This window comes from Acinetobacter puyangensis (genome assembly GCF_900096995.1).
GTDB lineage: Bacteria > Pseudomonadota > Gammaproteobacteria > Pseudomonadales > Moraxellaceae > Acinetobacter > Acinetobacter puyangensis.
The window spans coordinates 1-21,700 of record NZ_OANT01000019.1 but is presented as its reverse complement, the minus strand read 5'-3'; the positions used below and the strand labels follow the sequence as shown (position 1 = coordinate 21,700).

At 41.1% G+C, this 21,700-nt stretch carries 18 protein-coding genes; 12 read left to right on the top strand and 6 right to left on the bottom strand.

All coding sequences use genetic code 11. The features are described 5' to 3' along the window. The 5 genes from CRO21_RS17025 to CRO21_RS17005 all read left to right on the top strand — a co-directional run. A partial coding sequence (locus tag CRO21_RS17025) for a YadA-like family protein (RefSeq protein WP_171294084.1) occupies positions 1 to 1,674 on the top strand: 1,674 nt, incomplete at its 5' end. Positions 1,675 to 1,743: 69 nt separating this feature from the next. Beyond that, the gene (locus CRO21_RS17020) at positions 1,744 to 2,568 is read left to right on the top strand and encodes an OmpA family protein (protein ID WP_097080496.1); all 825 of its coding nucleotides are present in this window, start codon (positions 1,744 to 1,746) and stop codon (positions 2,566 to 2,568) included. A 164-nt stretch (positions 2,569 to 2,732) separates the two neighbouring features. Continuing rightward, on the top strand, positions 2,733 to 4,418 hold the full coding sequence (gene ilvD, locus CRO21_RS17015) for a dihydroxy-acid dehydratase (protein ID WP_097080495.1): 1,686 nt from the start codon (positions 2,733 to 2,735) through the stop codon (positions 4,416 to 4,418). A 263-nt stretch (positions 4,419 to 4,681) separates the two neighbouring features. Further along, positions 4,682 to 5,992, top strand: coding sequence for a hypothetical protein (locus CRO21_RS17010; RefSeq protein WP_097080494.1), 1,311 nt, complete (start codon positions 4,682 to 4,684; stop codon positions 5,990 to 5,992). Positions 5,993 to 6,148: 156 nt separating this feature from the next. Next, a complete protein-coding gene (locus CRO21_RS17005) occupies positions 6,149 to 6,880 on the top strand; it encodes a sulfite exporter TauE/SafE family protein (protein ID WP_097080493.1) in 732 nt (243 codons plus the stop codon). Here the strand turns inward: CRO21_RS17005 and CRO21_RS17000 are convergent. Then, positions 6,875 to 7,774, bottom strand: a complete 900-nt coding sequence (locus tag CRO21_RS17000; RefSeq protein ID WP_097080492.1) for a LysR family transcriptional regulator — start codon at positions 7,772 to 7,774, stop codon at positions 6,875 to 6,877. The genes CRO21_RS17005 and CRO21_RS17000 overlap by 6 nt on opposite strands. A 16-nt stretch (positions 7,775 to 7,790) precedes the next feature. Then, positions 7,791 to 8,630 carry a carboxylating nicotinate-nucleotide diphosphorylase gene (gene nadC / locus CRO21_RS16995; protein ID WP_097080491.1) on the bottom strand — a complete coding sequence of 280 codons (840 nt, stop codon included), beginning with the start codon at positions 8,628 to 8,630 and terminating at the stop codon, positions 7,791 to 7,793. 222 nt (positions 8,631 to 8,852) lie between these two features. On the opposite strand from nadC, the gene CRO21_RS16990 reads away from it, so the two are divergent. Genes CRO21_RS16990 through CRO21_RS16980 form a run of 3 tightly spaced genes read left to right on the top strand, consistent with a single transcriptional unit; the run spans position 8,853 to position 12,981 of the window. Next, the gene (locus CRO21_RS16990) at positions 8,853 to 10,244 is read left to right on the top strand and encodes a GntP family permease (protein WP_097080490.1); all 1,392 of its coding nucleotides are present in this window, start codon (positions 8,853 to 8,855) and stop codon (positions 10,242 to 10,244) included. Positions 10,245 to 10,266: 22 nt separating this feature from the next. Then, the gene (locus CRO21_RS16985) at positions 10,267 to 11,427 is read left to right on the top strand and encodes an iron-containing alcohol dehydrogenase (RefSeq protein ID WP_097080489.1); all 1,161 of its coding nucleotides are present in this window, start codon (positions 10,267 to 10,269) and stop codon (positions 11,425 to 11,427) included. Between the two features lie 24 nt (positions 11,428 to 11,451). Next, positions 11,452 to 12,981 carry a CoA-acylating methylmalonate-semialdehyde dehydrogenase gene (locus tag CRO21_RS16980; RefSeq protein WP_097080488.1) on the top strand — a complete coding sequence of 510 codons (1,530 nt, stop codon included), beginning with the start codon at positions 11,452 to 11,454 and terminating at the stop codon, positions 12,979 to 12,981. Positions 12,982 to 13,021: 40 nt separating this feature from the next. Here the strand turns inward: CRO21_RS16980 and CRO21_RS16975 are convergent, their stop codons facing one another. Beyond that, positions 13,022 to 13,816: an IclR family transcriptional regulator gene (locus CRO21_RS16975; RefSeq protein ID WP_087621945.1), complete on the bottom strand. Its 795-nt coding sequence runs from the start codon at positions 13,814 to 13,816 to the stop codon at positions 13,022 to 13,024. 137 nt (positions 13,817 to 13,953) lie between these two features. On the opposite strand from CRO21_RS16975, the gene ampD reads away from it, so the two are divergent. Together ampD and murJ are read left to right on the top strand one after the other, a co-directional pair. Continuing rightward, a complete protein-coding gene (gene ampD / locus CRO21_RS16970; protein WP_097080487.1) occupies positions 13,954 to 14,523 on the top strand; it encodes a 1,6-anhydro-N-acetylmuramyl-L-alanine amidase AmpD in 570 nt (189 codons plus the stop codon). A gap of 81 nt (positions 14,524 to 14,604) precedes the next feature. Continuing rightward, a complete protein-coding gene (gene murJ / locus CRO21_RS16965; RefSeq protein WP_097080486.1) occupies positions 14,605 to 16,146 on the top strand; it encodes a murein biosynthesis integral membrane protein MurJ in 1,542 nt (513 codons plus the stop codon). A 38-nt stretch (positions 16,147 to 16,184) separates the two neighbouring features. Here murJ and CRO21_RS16960 read toward each other — a convergent pair whose 3' ends face one another. Further along, a complete protein-coding gene (locus CRO21_RS16960) occupies positions 16,185 to 17,645 on the bottom strand; it encodes a sensor domain-containing diguanylate cyclase (protein WP_097080485.1) in 1,461 nt (486 codons plus the stop codon). A 527-nt stretch (positions 17,646 to 18,172) separates the two neighbouring features. On the opposite strand from CRO21_RS16960, the gene CRO21_RS16955 reads away from it, so the two are divergent. Then, on the top strand, positions 18,173 to 18,772 hold the full coding sequence (locus tag CRO21_RS16955; protein ID WP_097080484.1) for a DUF1269 domain-containing protein: 600 nt from the start codon (positions 18,173 to 18,175) through the stop codon (positions 18,770 to 18,772). Positions 18,773 to 18,968: 196 nt separating this feature from the next. Here CRO21_RS16955 and CRO21_RS16950 read toward each other — a convergent pair whose 3' ends face one another. Next, positions 18,969 to 19,658, bottom strand: coding sequence for an FKBP-type peptidyl-prolyl cis-trans isomerase (locus tag CRO21_RS16950; protein ID WP_097080483.1), 690 nt, complete (start codon positions 19,656 to 19,658; stop codon positions 18,969 to 18,971). Positions 19,659 to 19,886: 228 nt separating this feature from the next. Beyond that, positions 19,887 to 20,630 (bottom strand): FKBP-type peptidyl-prolyl cis-trans isomerase, encoded by a 744-nt coding sequence (locus tag CRO21_RS16945; RefSeq protein WP_097080482.1) that lies wholly within the window; start codon positions 20,628 to 20,630, stop codon positions 19,887 to 19,889. A gap of 314 nt (positions 20,631 to 20,944) precedes the next feature. Between CRO21_RS16945 and CRO21_RS16940 the strand changes: the two genes are divergently transcribed. After that, complete coding sequence (locus CRO21_RS16940) at positions 20,945 to 21,514, top strand: peptidylprolyl isomerase (RefSeq protein ID WP_097080481.1); 570 nt, start codon at positions 20,945 to 20,947, stop codon at positions 21,512 to 21,514. Positions 21,515 to 21,700 lie beyond the last annotated feature (186 nt).

Here is a 21,700-nt window from a genome sequence, read left to right as displayed (position 1 = left end):
GTTGATAACAGTGGTGTACAAGCAGGTTCGATCAAGCTTGATGCGGTGACAGGCAAGATCACAGGTGTAACGGCTGGTGAATCTGCGACAGATGCAGTGAATGTTAGTCAGTTAAACAAAGCACAGGCAGCAGCAAAAACCGAAGTAGAACAAGGTAAGAACATCACAGTTAAGTCTGAAACAGGTGATGATGGTCAAACCGTTTATACAGTTGCGACAGCAGATGATGTGAACTTTGACAGTGTGACTGTTGGCAATGTTGTATTGGATAGCACGAGCAATACAATTAGTGGCTTAAGTAATATAACGTTAGGTGGTGCAGATTTTGCGACAGCAGGTCGTGCAGCAACTGAAGAACAGCTGAATGCCACACAGAATAATCTGGTTACAGTGCTTGGTGGAAATGCGGTAAATAATGCTGGAAATGTCACAACCAACAATATTGGTAATACTGGGAAAAACAACATTCATGATGCGATTGATTCAGTTCGTCAAGATGCTGTGAATGCAAATCAAGGTTGGAATGTATCGACCAATGGTGGTACAGCAAGCAATGTTAAACCAGGGAATACTGTCGATTTTAAAGGTGATGGCAGTGTTGTAGTCAGCAATGATGGCAACAATGTTACTGTTGGATTGGCTGATAAAGTTACTGTTGGTTCTGGTGATAATGCAGTTAGCATTGATGGTGACAGCGGTCAAATTACAGTTGGTAATACCACAGTTTCTAAAGACGGCATCACTACGGGTCATACGACGCTTAATGATAGTGGTTTAACCATTGCAGGTGGTCCAAGCGTCACGAAAGATGGTATCGATGCAGGTGATAAAACCATTACCGGTGTGGATAGCGGATTGAAAGATGCTGATGGTAAAGTCGTTGATCTTGCCAAGGCAGATGGAAACAATGCGGTAAATGTCGATGATTTACGTACTACGGTAAATGACATTAATAGCAATGTTGCGGCAGCAAAAACTGAAGTTAAAGCTGGTAGCAATATTACTGTAACACCGACCAAAGGTGCAGATGGTCAGGCGATTTATGAAGTTGCAACTGCTAAGGATGTGACTTTTGATTCTGTAACTTCTGGCACAGTCGAAGCAGATAAAGTGACCGTTGGTAATGTGGTGATTGATCAGTCAGGTATTAATGCTGGTGATCAAAAAGTTACCAATGTTGCAGCTGGAACCGTATCAGAAACATCTAAAGATGCAGTGAATGGTAGTCAGTTATATGGTTATGCCGAAGGTGTGAAAAACATTATTGGTGGCACCACAACTTACAATCCGGAAACTGGTCAATACACTAACACCAATATTGGTGGTACAGGTAAAGACAATATCAATGATGCCATTGGCGCGGTCAATAATAATGTAATTGATCTGGGTAACCGTCTGGAAAATGCGTTCTATCAAACCAATAAGCGTATTGATAAAGTGGATCGTGAAGCCAAAGCCGGTATTGCATCTGCCATGGCCATGGAAACAGCACCATTTATCGCAGGTAAATTAACTTATGCAGTCGGCGCTGCTCATCATGGTGGTGAACAGGCTGTTGGTGCGACCTTGCGTAAGACTGCGGATAATGGACGTTGGGCGATTACTGGTGGTATTGCAACGGCAACCGAAGGTGATCCAAGCTTCCGTATCGGTATCAGTGGTGTAATTGATTAATTCCAAGACACGAGGAGGTTCTTGTCATGAGAGCCTCCCATCTTTAAATATTAAATTGAGAGAATAGAGATGAAAGCATTAAATCAAGCCTTAATGTTCAGTGTGTTGAGTGGATTAATCATCACCATGACCCATGCCGAAGATGCCGCAACATTACAACAAACATCAGAAGAAGTTCATTTTCCACAGGTTGAGGATAGCTATCTGAAACAAGTGAAGCGTTATGAATATGCTGATGTTGCCCGCCTGGAAACAGGGTTAAACAAGGACCAACTCCGCCATTTATTGGGTAATCCGCAATTTAATGAGGGTGTATTTGTCAATCGTGTCTGGAATTATGTACTTGATATCCGTATTCCGAATACACAGGAATATAAACGTTGTCAGTTACGTATTGACTTTGATCAGAAACAGGTTGCCCAGAGTCTGAACTGGAAAGGGCAGGATTGTCAGAATTTTAAAGCGCCACAACAGCCTGTTGTGATTGCACAACCACAGATTGAAACTTTAAATTTAAGTGCCGATGCCTTATTTAAGTTTAATGGTTCTAGTTTGAACGATTTATTACCACAAGGTCATGATGAGTTGAGTAAACTGGCTTTAGCTATCGCTTCAGGTTATGTAAGCGTAAACCAGATTCACTTAACGGGCCATACAGACAGATTAGGTTCAGAAAGTTATAACTATCAGTTGGGTCTACATCGTGCCCAAACTGTTCGTAGCTATCTGCTACAACAGGGCACACCTGCCGAAGTTATTCGCGCAGAAAGTGCTGGAAAAGCTCAGCCGGTAACCAACGGTTGCTATGACGTTAAGCAGCGTCAGGCTTTACAAGCGTGTTTGCAACCGGATCGTCGTGTTGTTGTACAAATTACTGGTGTGAAAAAACAGTAATAACTGAATTTATTTTACAAAAGAAGACCGTAATTGTATGCGGTCTTTTTTTATGCTTTCCCTTTAGGGCGATGAGTTATAGAATACACACAATTTTTCATCAGTTTTGCAAAGACAGCTAGGGCATATCACTACTCGGGCCCAAGCCATACGGAGTACTTTTCATGAGTAAAGAAAATATACGCGAGCATTCAGCACCCGTTTATGAAGGTGTTGAAAATGCACCAGCACGTTCGATGATGCGTGCTGTCGGTTTCACTGATGAAGACTTTACCCGCCCATTTATTGGTATTGCATCGACATGGGCCAATGTGACGCCATGTAATATGCATATTGATGGTCTGGCACGCGAAGTTGAAACAGGGGTAAACAGTGCAGGTGGTAAAGGCGTAATTTTCAATACCATTACCATCTCTGATGGGATCTCCAATGGTACCGAAGGGATGAAATATTCTTTAGTTTCTCGTGAAATTATTGCCGATTCAATCGAAGCAGTGGTGGGGTGTCAGGGCTATGATGGCGTGATTGCAATTGGTGGCTGTGATAAAAATATGCCGGGTTGTATTATGGGACTGGCACGTTTAAACCGTCCGGGTTTATTCATCTATGGTGGTACCATTCAGCCGGGTGCTGGACATACCGACATGATTTCCGTGTTTGAAGCGGTAGGACAACATGCCAAAGGTGAAATCAACGAAATTCAGGTCAAACAGATTGAAGAAGTCGCTTTGCCGGGTCCGGGTTCCTGTGGCGGCATGTACACAGCCAATACCATGGCATCTGCCATTGAAGCATTAGGCATGAGTTTGCCGGGTTCTTCTGCACAGGAAGCTGTTTCAAAAGATAAATTGATCGACTGCGAACGCGCTGGTGAAGCTGTGATGAATTTATTGCGTCTGGATATCAAACCAAGCGATATCATGACCAAAGCAGCCTTTGAAAACTCCATTAAAGTGGTCATCGCTCTTGGTGGTTCAACCAATGCGGTTTTACACTTTTTAGCGATGGCACATACTGTTGGTGTGGATTTAACATTGGATGATTTTGTGCGTATCGGTAAGGAAACGCCTGTTGTCGCCGATGTCCGTCCATCTGGTAAATATCTGATGTCTGAACTGATCAAGATTGGTGGGATTCAGCCATTAATGAAACGTATGCTGGACCGTGGCATGCTTGATGGTTCCTGTTTAACTGTAACCGGTAAAACACTGGCAGAAAATCTGGCAGATGTAGAGGATTATCCGGAAGGTCAGGACATCATCATGCCATTTGATGCGCCAATCAAAAAAGACTCACACTTGATCGTAATGAAAGGTAACTTATCACCAACTGGTGCAGTGGCCAAAATTACTGGTAAAGAAGGGCTGTATTTTGAAGGACCAGCACGGGTATTTGAAGGTGAAATCGGTGCCATGCGCGGTATTCTTGATGGTCAGGTACAACCAGGCGAGGTTGTGGTCATTCGTGGTGAAGGTCCAAAAGGTGGCCCAGGTATGCCGGAAATGTTAAAGCCAACGTCTGCGATTATTGGTAAAGGTCTAGGTAAATCGGTTGCCTTGATTACGGATGGTCGTTTCTCGGGTGGTAGTCATGGCTTTGTGATTGGTCATGTGACACCAGAAGCCTATGAAGGTGGTCCAATTGGTTTGGTTAAAAATGGTGATAAAATTTCCATTAATGCCGAAACACGGGAAATGACCTTGCATATTTCGGATGAAGAAATAGTCGCTCGTAAAGCAGCCTGGGTTAAGCCGAAAGCAAATTACAGCACAGGTGCTTTGGCAAAATTTGCCAAACTGGCTTCTGGTGCAGAAAAAGGTGCGGTCACAGACCTTGACCTGAACGTATAATCCGTCAGAATGTATTGAACATTTGCCTGTGACTTGTTATAAGTTGCATAGGGTTTATAAATTTTAAGCATCTCTTTCGAGAGGTGCTTTTCTTGCGCTTGGTGTTGCTTTGAAATGACTTTTATTGCACATGTCTGATTTCGATATGCAGCGTTAAAGGATCAAAACAATTGTGACAGATGCAAGATGCCTGTAATGTAAAGTGAAGTAGACAATTTTAAGCTAAATAGCCGTTCAGGATTTATTCTTCTTAGAGGTTTGTTATGTCCCTGTTACGAAGGTGGTTTGATCCGATCCGTTCTACATGGTATTACGATCGTCCACTGCGTGAAGCACAATTGCCGATCGATGACGGGATTACGGTTTATCTGCGTCTGGATGATGTTTATAGTTACCTTGCAGTACAACAGCTTGAACAATTAGAAGAAATTTTGGTTGATGAACTCAAACCCTTAAAAATTGTGATTTCCGATCAGGCTGCACCGCCACCGAATGGCATGCGTGTGGACATATGGCAAAATTATTGCCTGAATGATGCCAAAATTCTCGCCTTACAACATCGATTTGCTTATGATGATGTGCCGGAAATGCCATCGAAAGAGGCAATTCAGCAGGCACACCTGATTCTGGAACGAACGCCGTTAAAAGATCGAGATTTTTTATATTTACTGGAAGATGTGTTCCATATGTTGTGGAATCAGCAATATGGCAAGTTAAAAATGTTGTATGTGATGGCAAAGAATTATCAGATGCCGCCACAGGACATTCAATTTAGATTTGAATCCATTCCGATTTTAACCGCTTATTTTGCTTTTGGTGGCCGTGAATATCAGGCAGTAGATGATTTATTACGCTTAACCCGTCGCCTGCAACAACAAAAGTTACTCAAATCATCACCTATTTTTTTGATTAATCATATTGAATGGCGTGAGCATTTAATTACCGATGCCGAAGAATTGTTTGAAATTCAGTCATTACAGCCCGAACTTGATCTGTATATTGCGCTGGAAGATCCGATTTCATGGTTATTGGTGTCGTATATCAAAGACGAGCTGGCCAATTTATATAATATTCACTTACAGATTCATCCTTTGCCCTATCAGGGACGCGATCATTTTGACTGGAGTCTGGCGACGCGTTTATCCAAACGCACCGATGTAGAATTTACGCCTTTTTGCCGCCCAGATGTAAAAACAGCCATGATCATGGCGCAGGTCTTTTTCCAGCTGGGAAAGGAAGCGCAAGAAGAGGCGCTTTTGGACATGCTCAAACTTACTTGGACTAAAGGCAAAGACCTCAGTTATACCCCACATTTACAACCGATTCTCGATGAATATCATATTCAGGCGCTAAAGTTGACACCAGAAGACGTTGAACAGAAATTACAGGACAATGCAGCCCATTGTGAGCAATTACAACAACCAAACTTGCCGGTGATGGTACTGCGTATTGCCGGACAACAATTTGTATTTAATAGTCTGTATCGTGTCTGGATGATTGAAAGTATTTTTTCCAATATTCTGGAACAACGCTATAAACAGCAGGCTCAGGACATCGACATAGAACGTGGATAATAAAAAACAGAATTTTTATGCTTTGATCTAAAAACTTGATATAAATGAGTCATTTCAATTTTTGATTGAAAGCCGATCCCATAATTTTTGCTGGGTCAAAAGCATGTTATTGCGTATGCTGCCTAGCAGTTCATCATCACGGCTAAGCTGATCTTTATGATTGTATTTGTATGTCTGGTTTTTTTATTGGCTGGTATGGTCAAAGGAACAATCGGTTTAGGTTTACCGACCATTGCCATGGGCTTATTAACCTTGTTGATTAGTCCGCTTCAGGCAGCTGCATTATTGTTAATTCCATCTATGCTGACCAATGTCTGGCAGTTATTTGCAGAAGGCGCATTTCTTGCTTTAATCCGTCGTTTTTTCTGGTTGTTATGCGGCATTGTGGTGGGAACGATATGGAGTATTTTTCCAACCTTAGGCAGTGCGCATGGCTATTTGAGTGAAATTTTACTGGGTAGTATGCTTTTGCTGTATGGGATTTATGGTTTATTTGCTAAAAATATGCCCAATCTGTCCAGATATGAACGTTTTTTATCGCCAGTCATTGGTTATCTTGGTGGCGCATTAATTGTTGCAACAGGGGTCATCGTGATTCCGATAGCACCTTATTTTCAGTCTTTATACCTTAAAAAAAATGAATTGGTACAAGCATTGGGCTTGGTCTTTACGCTTTCTACTGTTTGTTTGGGTGTATTTCTTTATCAAAATCCAAGTTTAAGTTTTATCGCAGATATTAAATTATCCAGTCTGGCGTTAATCGCTGCATTATTGGGAATGCATCTGGGTAAACGGCTACGGGATCGGATCAGCGAACAAAAATTTCGGCGTTTATTCTTTTATGGTTTGATCTTGTTGGGTGGTTATATGATTGTGCATCAATTATAAAAACAGATCTTTGGGTTGCGTCAGTAAAAAATCACTCAACGCCTGATAGGCAGGTGGCAGTTGCGCAAAATCTTGACAGGCTAGTTGTAAGGTGCGATTGGCCCATTTGCCTTGTAAAGTAATCTGCCTAAATGCATATTGCGGTTCTAAACGCTGAGCAATTTGTGCTGGCATAATGGCAATCCCTAACCCAGTACTTACCACTTGTGCAATGGCCTGAAAATCCAGCAAACGCAAGCGATACTCAATGGTGGCAGATAACAGGCTCAGTTGTTTATCGATCGATTGCTGTAAGGCATGATGTGGCATCAGCCCGATCCATGGATAATTCAGGGTTTGTGCTAAGCTCAGTGAAGAATACTGACAAAGCGGATGCTGCATCGGACAAATCAGTACCAAAGGATCATGAATAAAGGTTTTGGTTTGTAGACCGGTAGTATCAAAAACATCAGAAATCAGTCCCAGCTTGGCAATTCCTTGCTGTAAATTCTGAATAATCACGGTACTTTCTGCTTCTTTTAGATGAATATTTAAATGGTCATGCTGTAATAAATATTGTGGCAGAAGTTTTGGTAAATATTCACTTTGTGCGGAAGAATTGCACCATAAGGTGAGGTGTTGGGTCTGGTGTTGTAAATAAGGTGAAATGTCTTGTTGTAGTGCAGCATATTGCTTTAACAATAACCGAGCATGCTGAACAAAAATTTGACCTGCTGGCGTGAGCTGTACACCTGATGAATGCCGAATGAACAAGGGACAAAAGCGTTGTTCCAGTTTTTTGATCCGTTCGCTACAGGCTTGTACCGAGAGGGCGGCATGTTCGGCTGCCTTGCTGAAACTGCCTGTTTCAGCAATATTTAACAGCAGTTGTAGATCGAACAGATCAAGACGCATTTCATCATGTCATCCATTAAATAAAACGCATGGATAAATCAACAGCTTTTATATCTTTGGTGAGCGAACCCATTGAAATGTAATCCACACCGGTACTTGCCACTTCTCTTAAGCGTTCCACCGTAATATTGCCGGAGGCTTCAAGTTTACAGCGACCATTGACCAGATTCACCGCATCAATCATCTGTTGCTGGCTAAAATTATCCAGCATCACGATGTCGGCACCTGCATCCAGTGCTTGCTGTAATTCTGCAAAATTTTCAACTTCTACTTCGACAGGTTTGTTTGGTGCGATTTGATGTGCCTGTGCAATCGCTTGGGCAATGCCGCCGGCTGCCATGATGTGATTTTCTTTAATTAAGAAAGCATCAAATAAACCCAAACGATGATTTTGTCCACCACCCACCGTCACGGCATATTTTTGTGCGATGCGCAGCCCGGGAACGGTTTTACGGGTATCGAGGATTTTGGTATTTAAACCGTCCAGCAGTTTGACATAGCTCGCCACTTTGGTGGCAACCGCGGATAGGGTTTGAATGAAATTCAGTGCCGGACGTTCGCCTGTCAGTAGACTACGGGCATTCCCTTTAAGTTCTAAAAAGGCTTCATCTGCCTGAACATGTTCTCCTTCATTTTTTAACCAGATCACTTCAACTTTTGGATCAAGTTGTTGAAATAAATAATCCACCCATGGACGACCAGCAAGCACCATGTTCTCACGGCTGATAATTCGGGCATGTGCCTGTTCATCTGCCGCTGTCAGCTGGGCGGTAATGTCACCGTCACCGATGTCTTCTTGTAAGGCATGTTGTACGTTGTTGTGAATGGCATGTTCAAGAAGTTGTTGTGGAATCATGACTGGGCTTCTGTTTAGAAAAGGCTAAATGAGGAAAGGCGCAAATTATAATGGATTTTTGCCTTATTTGGTGAAGTATAAAAAATAGAAATACCAACATTGTATATATTGATTTAAATAAGACTAAAGTCTAATAACAAATCCCCAAAAACTAAACTAACCTCTAATAACGATACAAATCGTATCATTATATAAAATGGAATGTCTTAAAAAGGATTTAAGATGATCAGTATATTTGGAATTGTCTTGTCACTATTTTTGCTGATGTATCTCGCATACAAAGGCTTTAGTGTCATTATTCTTGCCCCTGTGCTTGCAATGTTTGCCGTACTCTGGAGTGGTGCGGCCAATGAAATGCTGGGGTTCTATTCACAAATATTTATGACCGGCCTAGGCGGCTACATCATTAAATATTTTCCACTTTTTTTACTGGGTGCATTGTTTGGTAAATTGATGGATGCTTCTGGATCTGCCCGAAGCATTGCCCAGTTTTTAGTGAATAAATTGGGTCATCACCAAGCCATGCTTTCCATCGTGTTGTCATGTGCAATTTTGACTTATGGTGGTGTTTCACTCTTCGTCGTGGGTTTTGCCGTATTTCCAATTGCTTCGGCATTATTTAAACAGTTAGGCATTCCAAAACGTTTGATTCCAGCAGCGATTATGTTGGGTGCCTTAACTTTTACCATGACGGCATTACCTGGCACACCAGCGATTCAAAATGCCATTCCGATGCCATTTTTTGATACCGATACCTATGCTGCACCGATACTCGGCATTATTGCTTCAATCATCATGTTTGCAGGCGGAATGTGGTGGTTAAACAAGCGTGTTCGGGATGCGCACACGAAACAAGAAGGCTATGGTCATCATCCATACGAAGTGGAAGCAAAGTTTGATGATCGACGTTTGCCTTCGGTTTATCTGGCATTTGTTCCGATTGTGTTTGTGATTCTGTGTAATTTTATTTTAAGCAAATTTGCATTTCCTGCACTGGATACCTCTTATCTTGCGGCTGACAAATTTGGTGGGATTACACTCAGTGCAGTAAATGGGTTGTGGTCAATTACCTGTGCCTTGTTTTTCTCTTGCCTATTGATTCTGACACTGAGCTGGAATCGCTTTACAGATATAAAGGAAACCTTGCAGCAGGGTGTCAGTTCTTCATTTTTACCAATCTTTAATACAGCTTCGGAAGTGGGTTATGGCTCGGTGATTGCCGCGTTGGCTGGCTTTGTGATTATTCGTGATTTTCTGATTGGTCTGGCACCGAATAATCCACTGATTTCTGAGGCAATTGTGATCAATGTCCTGGCAGGGATTACAGGGTCTGCATCGGGTGGCTTGAGTATCGCTTTAAATACCATGGGTGAAACCTATAAAGCCTTGGCATTGGAACATGGCATTTCACTGGAATTAATGCACAAGGTGGCATCTATGGCATCAGGCACTATGGATTCATTACCACATAATGGTGCGGTCATCACCATCATTACTTTATGTGGACTCACGCATAAACAGTCATATTACGACATGTTTGTTGTCGCCATTATTTTTCCACTCATTGCCCTGGTCGCTGTGGTGACACTGGGTACGATGTTTGGTTCATTTTAAATTTTTAAACAAGGAGTTGGATATGGTGAGTAGTATTGCTATTCCAAGTATCATGGAAGTTGGTAAACATGCCAGTGCAAATTTACCCAAAGTATTGCATTCACTTGGTGCGACAAAACCCTTAATTATCACCGATAAGATGATGGTCAAGCTGGGATATATTCAGAATATTCAGAATATTCTGAGTGAAGCTGGATTTTCCAGTGAAGTCTTCGCTGACACCATTCCAGAGCCGACCTCATCTTCAATTTTGGCGGGTGTTCAGTTTAGTCAAAGTCAGGCTTTTGATGCGATTATTGCTGTGGGTGGCGGAAGTCCAATTGATAGTGCCAAAGCGATTAGTATCTTGAGTACGCATGGCGGCAAGATTCGTGATTATAAATTTCCAAATTTAACCAATCAGGCGGGTATTCCTGTCATTGCTGTACCGACTACAGCAGGGACTGGTTCAGAAGTGACGCGTTTTACCATTATTACCGATGATGAAAATAATGAAAAAATGTTATGTGCTGGTCTGGGCTTTATGCCAAAAGCAGCAATTATTGACTATAGCCTGACCTTGTCATTACCGCCACGCACCACAGCCGATACAGGAATTGATGCACTGACCCATGCCATAGAGGCTTATGTCAGTAAAAAAGCCAACTTATACAGTGATAGTCAAGCAATTGCTGCCATGAAGCTGATCGGTCCAAACTTAAGAACAGTGTATCACCAGCCAGAGCATGAGCAAGCTCGTGAAGCGATGATGTTGGGTTCAACACTGGCAGGTGCAGCATTTTCTAATGCATCGGTGGCATTGGTGCATGGCATGAGCCGTCCAATCGGGGCATTTTTTCATGTGCCGCATGGTTTATCCAATGCCATGTTGTTACCGATGATTACCGAATTTTCCATTCCTGCCGCACCTGAACGTTATGCCGATTGTGCCAGAGCAATTGGTATCGCCAGTGAGCAGGATGAGACTGATCTTGCCAATCAAAAACTGGTGCAATTTTTACAGGATCTAAATCTTGAATTAAATGTACCAACCCTTGCCGAGTTTGGTGCAAGTCAAACTGAATTTGATCAGATCATTCATACTATGGCTGAACAAGCCAAGGCTTCAGGTTCGCCTGACAATAATCCACGTGTTCCCAGCATTGATGAAATGGTTGGGTTATATCAAAAACTTTGGAATTAAATTGATTTATAAAGGAACAGTAAAATGAGTAATATTCAATCTTCTCAAGCAGATCAACAGCAAGTCGTTGGACATTTAATTAATGGTGAGTTAAATACCAGTGCAACGCATACGCAGGCAGTATTTAATCCATCAACAGGCGAAGTCAGTAAATATGTTGCAATTGCCAGTCAAGCTACAGTAGAAGAAGCAATTGCTGTGGCGCAGGCAGCATTTCCAGCATGGCGTGATACACCCGTAATTAAACGTGCCCGTGTCATGTTTAAATTTAAAGAATTACTAGAGCAAAATGTCGATAAAATCTGTGAATTGATTGGTCAGGAACACGGCAAAATTTTGCATGATGCAGCAGGTGAGCTACAGCGTGGTATTGAAAATGTCGAATATGCCTGTAGTGCGCCTGAATTTTTGAAAGGCGAATTTAGTAAAAATGTAGGGCCAAATATTGATTCATGGAGTGAGTTTCAGCCGCTTGGTGTGGTGGCCGGGATTACCCCGTTTAACTTTCCGGCGATGGTACCTTTGTGGATGTATCCAATGGCAATCGTCTGTGGTAACTGCTTTATCCTAAAACCGTCTGAACGTGATCCAAGCTCAACTTTGTTTATTGCACAATTATTAAAACAGGCGGGTTTACCCGATGGGGTAATGAATGTGGTCAATGGTGATAAAGTTGCTGTGGATACCTTATTACATGATCCACGTATTCAGGCAGTGAGCTTTGTTGGTTCAACTCCGATTGCAGAATATATTTATGCAACTGCAACCTCAACAGGCAAGCGTTGTCAGGCATTGGGCGGTGCGAAGAACCATGCGATTGTGATGCCAGATGCGGATCTTGATAATGTGGTCAGTTCCTTATTGGGCGCAGCATTTGGTTCATCGGGCGAGCGTTGCATGGCGTTATCGGTTGCTGTCGCGGTCGGTGATGAAGTCGCTGATCGTTTAATTGAGCGTCTAAGTCAGCAAATTCAAGGTCTAAAATTTGGTTGCTATGCCGATAAAAGCAATGATTTTGGTCCTGTGATTACCCAGCAGCATAAAAATAAAGTGGTGGGTTATATTAATAGTGCAGAACAGGACGGAGCAAAAATTGTGGTCGATGGTCGTCAGGCTGCACCGCAAGGCTTTGAGAAGGGTTTCTTTGTTGGTCCAACCTTGATTGATCAGGTTCGTCCAGATATGTTGAGCTATAAAGAAGAAATTTTTGGTCCAGTATTACAAATCGTGCGTGTGCAGACCATGCAGCAGGCAATGGATTTAATTAATCAGCACGAATATGGCAATGGTACTTGTATCTATACCCGTGATGGCGAAGCTGCCCGTTATTTCTCGGATCATATTCAGGTGGGTATGGTCGGAATTAACATTCCATTGCCTGTGCCTGTGGCATATCATAGCTTTGGTGGTTGGAAACGTTCATTATTTGGTGATTTATATGCGTATGGACCAGATGGTGCACGGTTCTATACTCGTCGCAAAACCATAACCCAACGCTGGCCAAGTGCCAATGTTCGTGAAGGCGCACAATTTTCCATGCCGACACTCAATTAATTAATATTGAGTGCATTGATGCTGTTAAATATTAAGGCGGTTATTCCGCCTTGATTTGTTTATGAGCCTGAATGCTTTGAATAAGCAGGCTTAATTCTTGTGCTGCACTGCGTAGTGTGGTTTCAAATTCCAGTAAATTATCTAGAGATTTACGTACAGTTGGGGCATGGGTATATAAACAGGCAATTAAATCTTGTTGGCTATCCACAATCGGAACCGACATTGCCACCATGCCTGCAATAAATTCTTCATTGTCTGTACTGAATTGTTGCTGTGCAATTTGATCCATATTTTTATTTAAGTGTGATAGATCAATGATGGTATTGTTGGTCATTTTCTGGATGGGTAGACTTTTTAGGATACGATTACGCTGTTCATGTTCTAAACTGCTTAAAAATAATTTACCACTAGATGTACACCATAATGGGACTTTTGAACCAACAGGCAGGTAAATTTGCAGTGGCCAGTTGGTCTGTACACGATCGGTATATGCCATATGATTATCATACATCACTGCAATACCGCAGGTTTCGCCGATGGTATTTGATAATTGTTCAAGTATCGACATGCGTTCTATTTTTAAAGGTGCACTTTTCCACACATTTAAAATCAAGTTGTGGATTTTATTCCCTACGGTAAAGCCACCATAGGAATCCAGTTGCACATAGCCTTCTTTATCCAGCGTATTTAATAAACGATGGATTGAAGGTTTGGGAATATCCAAAGCGATGGCGAGATCAGCAGGTGATAAAGGATAGGGCGATTGTGCCAGTGTATCGAGTATTTCTAATACCCGAGTGATAGAGGAACCTTTACGTTTAGACTCGTGATCCATTATTTTGCTCATGTGTTAAAGCTTGATTTGATAAATCCGGGATACTTTTCGTATACAAGTAAACTTGTATTGTGATTTCTTGGACAATATTAGCAAATTCTGACGTAAAATAAATTGATCTGACAAGACATGATTTCATGATGACAACATTCTCTATCAAAGATGGGATATTGCAAGGTGCAACACAGATTGCATCGCCCAATTTTAATCAGCGACCTGAAAATACCGATATACGCTTGGTGGTTGTGCATAATATCAGTTTGCCACCTTCGCAGTTTGGCGGTGGCTATATTCAGCAATTTTTTCAGAATCAACTGGACTGGAATGCTCATCCTTATTTTCAGACCATTCAAGGCATGCAGGTGTCGGCACATGTGCTGATTTTGCGCAACGGTGAAGTAATTCAATTGGTCAATTTTAATGATCGGGCATGGCATGCCGGTCGCTCCAGTTATCTGGGACAACTGGAATGTAATGATTATTCGATTGGCATTGAACTGGAAGGCAGTGATGATTTGCCTTTTGAAACGGTACAATATCAACAATTAAGTCAGGTTATTCTGGCGATTGAATCGGCTTATCCTAAAACCAGACAGCATCTGGCCGGGCATTCCGATATTGCTCCGGGACGCAAGACCGATCCCGGCGATTTTTTTCAATGGCAAACTTTGCGGCAGCTTATTTTTTTGCAGCGTATGGCAAAATAGTGTGCAAGTGGATACAAAGCTGTTCATGCAAATCACAAAAATTCTTTTACAATAGCGATTTTTCGTCTTAGGTGGATTACCATGGCATTATGGCGTTCAACGCTTACAGTGAGTGCAATGACCATGTTGTCACGAGTCTTGGGACTGGTGCGGGATATGGTGCTGCTCACTGTATTTGGAGCCGGTAAGGATTTCGATACCTTTGTGGTGGCATTTCGTATTCCAAACTTTTTTAGACGATTACTGGCCGAAGGGGCATTTTCACAAGCCTTTATTCCGGTTTTAACCGAATATAAAACCACCAAAACCCATCAGGACGTACAAATCCTGATTAGTCGGGTATTTGGGGGATTATTACTCATTACCAGTGTGTTGACCTTTGTGGCGATGGTGGCTGCGCCGGCGATTTTATATTTATACGCAGGTGGTTTTAGTGATGATCCTGCCAAGTTTGCACAACTGGTCGATTTATTCCGTCTGACTTTTCCCTATTTGCTGTTTATGTCTCTCACTGCATTTGCCAGCAGTATTTTAAATAGTTATGGTTCTTTTACCACACCAGCGTTTGCGCCGGTATTACTGAATCTCACCATGATTCTGGCTGCGTTATTTCTGGCACCTTATACCAGTCCTGCCATCATGTCGCTGGGTTGGGCGGTGTTGATCGCAGGAGTATTACAGCTTGCCATTCAATTGCCGGAATTATGGCGTAGAAAACTGTTGATCCCACCCAAACTGGATTTTCAGCATGAAGGGGTAAGACGGATTTTAAAGCTGATGTTGCCGGCATTGTTCGGTGTCTCGGTGACGCAGATTAACTTATTGCTAAATACTTTCTGGGCTTCGCATATGCAGGATGGTTCGGTGTCGTGGCTTTATACCGCAGAACGCATGACTGAGTTGCCTTTAGGTTTAATTGGCGTAGCGATTGGTACGGTGATTTTGCCATCATTATCGATGAAAAAAGCCGATCAGGATATGCAAAAATTCAAAGCCATGATGGACTGGGCAACCAAGGTGATTATTCTGGTGGGATTGCCAGCCAGTATTGCGCTATGTATGTTATCTACGCCGATTATTCAGACCTTGTTCCAGCATGGTGAATTTACCCTGCGCGATACACAAATGACCGCACTGGCGTTGCAATGTATGAGTGCTGGTGTCATTTCCTATATGCTGATTAAAGTTTTTGCACCGGGCTTTTATGCGCAGCAAGATACCAAAACACCGGTACGGATCGGGATGATTACCGTGTTTGCTAATATGATCATTACCCTGATTTTATTGGGTGTTTTCCATTTGATTGGCTGGCAGGCACAGCATATGGCATTAGCACTGGCATCTTCGGGATCTGCATTGATTAATGCCATTCTTTTATATACTGCCTTACATCGTCGTAATATTTATCGTTTTCAGGGACATTGGAAAAAAACCATTATTCAGTTTGTGATCGCCAATCTGGTCATGATATTGGTCTTATGGCTGGGTTTAAAATGGTTTGATGGTACAGCCAGTGCAATGATTCGAGTGGTTGAATTATTGTTGCTTTGTGTTGCAGGTGCAGTTGCATATGGCGTTGCCCTCCTAGTAACCGGTTTTAGACCTCGCCATTTGCGACCATAATCAATAAGTACGAATACGAAAAGACCGAAAGATTCAGTTTAAATCTCTCGGTCTTTTTTAGGCTCAAAGAGTTCTTTTTCCTGATAATAGCGTTGCTTATCTTCATACATTTTGTGATCGGCACGTTTGATCATATGCTCAATATTTTCATTTTCTTCACTGGTGGCATAACCAATGGCCATATGAATGGGCAGGCTGGAGTAATATTGATTATCGATATGAAATAGTTCATTAATGGTTTGAATGGTGGTTTCAACCACTTGTTCATTGGCACCCAGCATTAGAATAACAAATTCATCACCACCAATCCGTGAAACAGTATGTGGTGCGCTGATGGCCTGATTTAAAATATCGCCGACACGGCGTAACAACCCATCACCAATATCATGGCCCAGTTGATCATTAATGATCTTTAATCCATTCATGTCCAAATAAATACAGGATATCGGGCGGATAATACTGCGATTTAAACGATGAATTTCTTCAGTATAAAAAGAGCGATTAAATAATTTGGTTAATACATCATGTTTACCCAAATATTCAAGATAGGCTTCGGCTTTTTTACGTGCAGTAATATCGGTTAATGAAACCTGTACCATAGCCCAGTCTTCTTCATAACCCGGAAAAACCGAAAACTGTAAAAGTACATTACGAATATTACCATCTAGCGCATAATTCACCGCTTCACGTCGATGGTGAATATTGCCTTGCCACAACTCAATTAATTGCTCACGAAAGGTATTACGCATTTCACCGCAGAACACACGATCCAAATTTTGTATCAATTCTTCTTTGGAGGAGGCTGCAAATAAATCAATCGTAGCCTGATTGACATCAATCAGAATAATGTCGCTCATACATTGTTCGATGAATTCGGGATGCACATCAAGAAAAGTACGAAAATCTTCGATTCCTATATTACGCAGATGATCCAGACGCATTTTAATCCGGCTAAAATCTTCAACCCATAACGATGCAGGTGAGTACTTAAACATACCTTCGGCAAACAAGCGATGTCGTTTTTCAATTTTTTGCGCTTCGCGATGTGGTGATAGATCCTCGGCGGTAATGAATACCCGACTGAGATCATGTTCATGCCCTGGCAAAATCAACAGATGTAATAATAATTCCAAACGTTTGCCATTTAGGGACAAACATATGGTTTCAATAGAACTAGGTGCCTGTGTTTGCCAAAGTAAAATATATTGCTGTAATAAGGCGATTAACATCTCATCTTTAAAAATTTGATTCAGATGTTCACTGAGCTGTTGTTGATTGTTCGCTGCAAAGAGGTTAAGCGCCTTTTGATTGATCTGTAAAATTTTTATATGTTGTAAACAGGCATCCATGCGCAAAGGATCGGATTGCACATAAGAAAATATATCTTCAATACCGGCTCCACGCCATTCATCAAACAAGTGCTTAAGTTCACTTAAATCCTCTAGCAACATAGGTAAAGGTGCGAGATTGAAAAGTTGTACGGAATCTAAGCTATGCATGGAGAAAAGTCCAAAAGCTGATATAAAAAGATATGTATAAACCGAAATGGTTTAAAAGAGAACAAGTATATCGTGATTCTGCAAAGTTTTGATCTCCATAAAACAAAAAAGTATTTGGATACAAAGTTTAACCAAGCATTCAGTAGAACAGGACTAAAGTGTACTTATTATCACATTTTAATAAAGAACAATGTGCTCTAGGCGTTAGATAATGCATAACAGCGTAGGTGGCGTTATCGGGGGATGGCAAGGTGTTATTATGCTGAGTGAAACATTGAAAAAGAAAAGAATAACACGCTTGAAATTACCTTGATTGATCAGAAAATCTCTCATATTTGAAAACTTTGATGACATAGCTGATTAAGGTTATTTTTACTTCAATCAAAAATGAAATACGTGATCAATAGCACTCCAAAGCTTACGGTGAAGCAATCTTCCAGTGATATGAAAATCTACTGGGAAAAATGTTAGGCATGAAAAAAAGCTGATTTAAACACAGTTCAATTGTTGTAAAAAAGGAGTAAATGATGTCTCGCAATATTATTTTAGTCACATGGCCCGATTCCGCAAAAGCCTATCAGGAATATAGCGAATTAAAACGTGCGAATATTTCTGGTATTCAACAAGCGGTTATTATTGAGCGTAAAGAAGATGGTAAACTTGCCATTAATGAAGGGGATAGTAACACCATCGGAATAAAATCACTGGGTGGTGGTTTAATTGGTATGTTGGTTGGCGTGATTGCCGGACCATTGGGAATGCTACTTGGATTTACCACAGGCGCATTGTTCGGTTCGATTCTCGATATTAAAGATATTAGTGAAGATAGCACGATTTTATCTAAACTGAGCCAAAGCTTTAAGATCGGTACCACAGGCTTGCTACTTGATATTGAAGAACAAGACACGACTGCGGTTGATGCCTACTTTGCGGCGAAAAATGCAACATTACAACGCTGGTCATATGATGAAGTAAAAGCCGAAGTCGAGGCCTCCATTACTGCGTGGGAACAAGTCAATACTACGGCAGAAAATGCCATTAAAGAACAGAAAAAAGCTGAACATGCCGAAAAGCGCAAAGAAAAATGGGCTGAGTTTAAAGAAAAACTTCATCTTAAAAACGTATAGTCAGCAGATATGGGCTTTTGTGAACGTCTATTGAAATTGAATAAGCCAATAGCAATTTGTTATTGGCTTATTTTTTATCAATCCATTGGCCATTTCAAATCGAGGTTTAAATTGCCAAATATGTTTTTAAGTGCTTAAAAAGCTACATCAAATAGTGTATTGGTTACACTGGATTGCGGTTATATACAAAGGAATGTTAAGACACAACTTTGATGAGTTGAATATCAAAAATTAAGGTACTATTTGGTGGAATTGCATCACCTGCACCTACGTCACCATAGGCCAAATTTGCAGGAATAAAGAAGCGGTACTTACTGCCTTCGGACATCAGTGAAATACCTTCTTGCCAGCCTTTGATCACTTGATTTAAGGGCAGTGTGACAGGCTCATCACGTGCGATTGAACTATCAAATACCGTGCCATCGAGTAAACGTCCTTCATAATGGACTTCTACTTGACTATTTATCGTTGGTTTTTTACCCTGACCTTGACTTAATATCTGGTATTGCAAACCACTTGCAGTTGTTTTAATCCCCGTCCTACTGGCATTACTTTTTAAAAAATCAGTGCCTTCTTTGAGGTTTTGAGTGGCTGATTGCTGGAAAGTCACCAATTCCTGTGCATCCATTTTTCGCTTATACTGATTAAGTACACTGGCCATTTGTTCATTGCTTAAAGTGGAGTCTTGGCCAGCATAACCCGTCTTAAAACCTTCCAGAAAACTATTGATGTCGAGGTTATTCAGAGCATTAGCATTAGATTTGCCAATCAGATAACCAAAACTATAGCCTACCTGTTCGCGCTCACTACTTTTATCTGTAATGGTCGGCGCAGCGAATGAATGGGTTGCCGCACAGATTAAACCTAAAAAAATATATTTTTTCATTGTAATAAATTCCACGCTTCATCTATTTTCACAAGATAGATGTGTGATGAGGCTTTAAGATTGGTTCAAAATTAAGGATGATGAATGCTCAATCATCTTTAGGGTTAAAAATGTATATATGTCTTTTATAAAATTATTGCAAAATATTTATTAAAATCTGTGTGTTGATTTTGTAAATGGTGACCTAAAACACAAGACCAGGCAAGCAACCTTACCTGGTCTGGAGGATTATTTTACTTCCAGTAATTGTACTTTAAAGATTAATGTACTGTTTGCCGGGATAGGACCCATGCCCTGAGCACCATAGCCTAATGGGGCCGGAATAAAGAAAGTGTATTCAGCACCTTCTTTCATCAACTGTAAACCTTCGGTCCAGCCTGGAATCACCTGATTTAATGGGAACTCAACAGGTTGGCCATTTTCAAATGAGCTGTCAAAGACTTCACCATTAATCAATTTACCTTCGTAATTTACCTTCACAACATCAGTTGCTTTTGGCTGTTTGCCAGTTCCTTCTTTATCGATGGTATATTGCAATCCAGAAGCCGTGGTTTTTACATTTGGCTTTTTCGCATTTTCTGCTAAAAATGTCGTATTTACATCGTCAGAAGGTGCTGAAACATTAGGTTGTGAAAGTGTGGCCGGTTGATCATTATTTTTTTGCTGTGCGACAAATTCTTGATATGCAGCATTGATTTCTTCTTTGCTATACGGAAATTCTTCATGCGCATGGCCTGCACGGGCACCAGCAGAAAATGCATTGACGTCAAGTTCTGGTGGAGTCATCTGGCTAGTGACTTCATAACCGAATACATAACTGATTTTTTCGACAGCTGTGGCAGTTTTTGGATCAAATGATGAATGATGAGAGCTTGCCTGGTATTTAGTTGGATTTTGGCTTGCAAAATAAACAGGTACAAGTGCAACACTACCTAAAACAGCCGCTACAACGATGGGTAAAGCTTTACTCATGATAGTTCCATAGAGATAGAAATAAGATTTGCTTTAATTATGTGATCATATTAACACATGTGGAAAAATGGCATATGTCGTTATCAAAACATACTGTGAAATGTGTGATTATTTTAGCGTTCTATTCAAAAAAACGAAATAGCCAAGCGACTATAGTGTAAAGAAGTGTACAAAGAAAATAGGTGGAAAATGACGCATCAGGAGAAAACAGGCGATAAAATAACATCATTCCATTATAATTATGCGCATCAGGGACTTCATAATAAGCTCAAAATTATTGTGAAATGCACCCTAAAATGAAATGAGAGAAGAATATGAGTAGTCTTAAACATGCGATTGTCATAGCAAGTTTATTTGGTCTAACCACAAATGTCTTGGCTGGGACACAAGTTACATTAAGTACCACACAAGGTGATATACAAATTGAACTTTATGACCAGCAGGCACCGATTAGTAGCAATAATTTTTTAAAATATGTCACTTCCGGTTTCTATAAAGGCACGATTTTTCATCGCGTCATTCCTGGCTTTATGGTACAGGCAGGCGGATTCACGCCGAATATGCAACAAAAACCGACAACTTTTCCGGCAATAAAAAATGAAGCCAATAATGGATTGAAAAATCTGCGCGGTACAGTTGCCATGGCAAGAACTGGTGCGATTAACAGTGCAACCAGTCAATTCTTTATTAATACGATGGATAATCCAACCCTTGATCATGGTGTAAGAGATTACGGCTATGCTGTTTTCGGCCGAGTCACAAGAGGCATGGATGTGGTGGATAATATTGCAAACGTCCCCACATCAAAAAAAGGAATGCATTTTGATGTCCCTTTAAAACCCATCATTATTTTGGATGCAAAAGTAAGTCCCAAACCGTTTTAAACCTAAAAACCCGTTAGAAAATGTTCACTAATTATGCATTTGAGGTAAAAGAGGTCAAAAAAAGTGCGTATGGTGCTAAAAGATAAAAAAAGGGGTTGCGTTGGTATGTGAATGCTGTAGAATGCACATCCATCGGCGGTGATGCAGATTAAAACTTGTTGAAAAACAGGGTGTTAGTTGGGACTT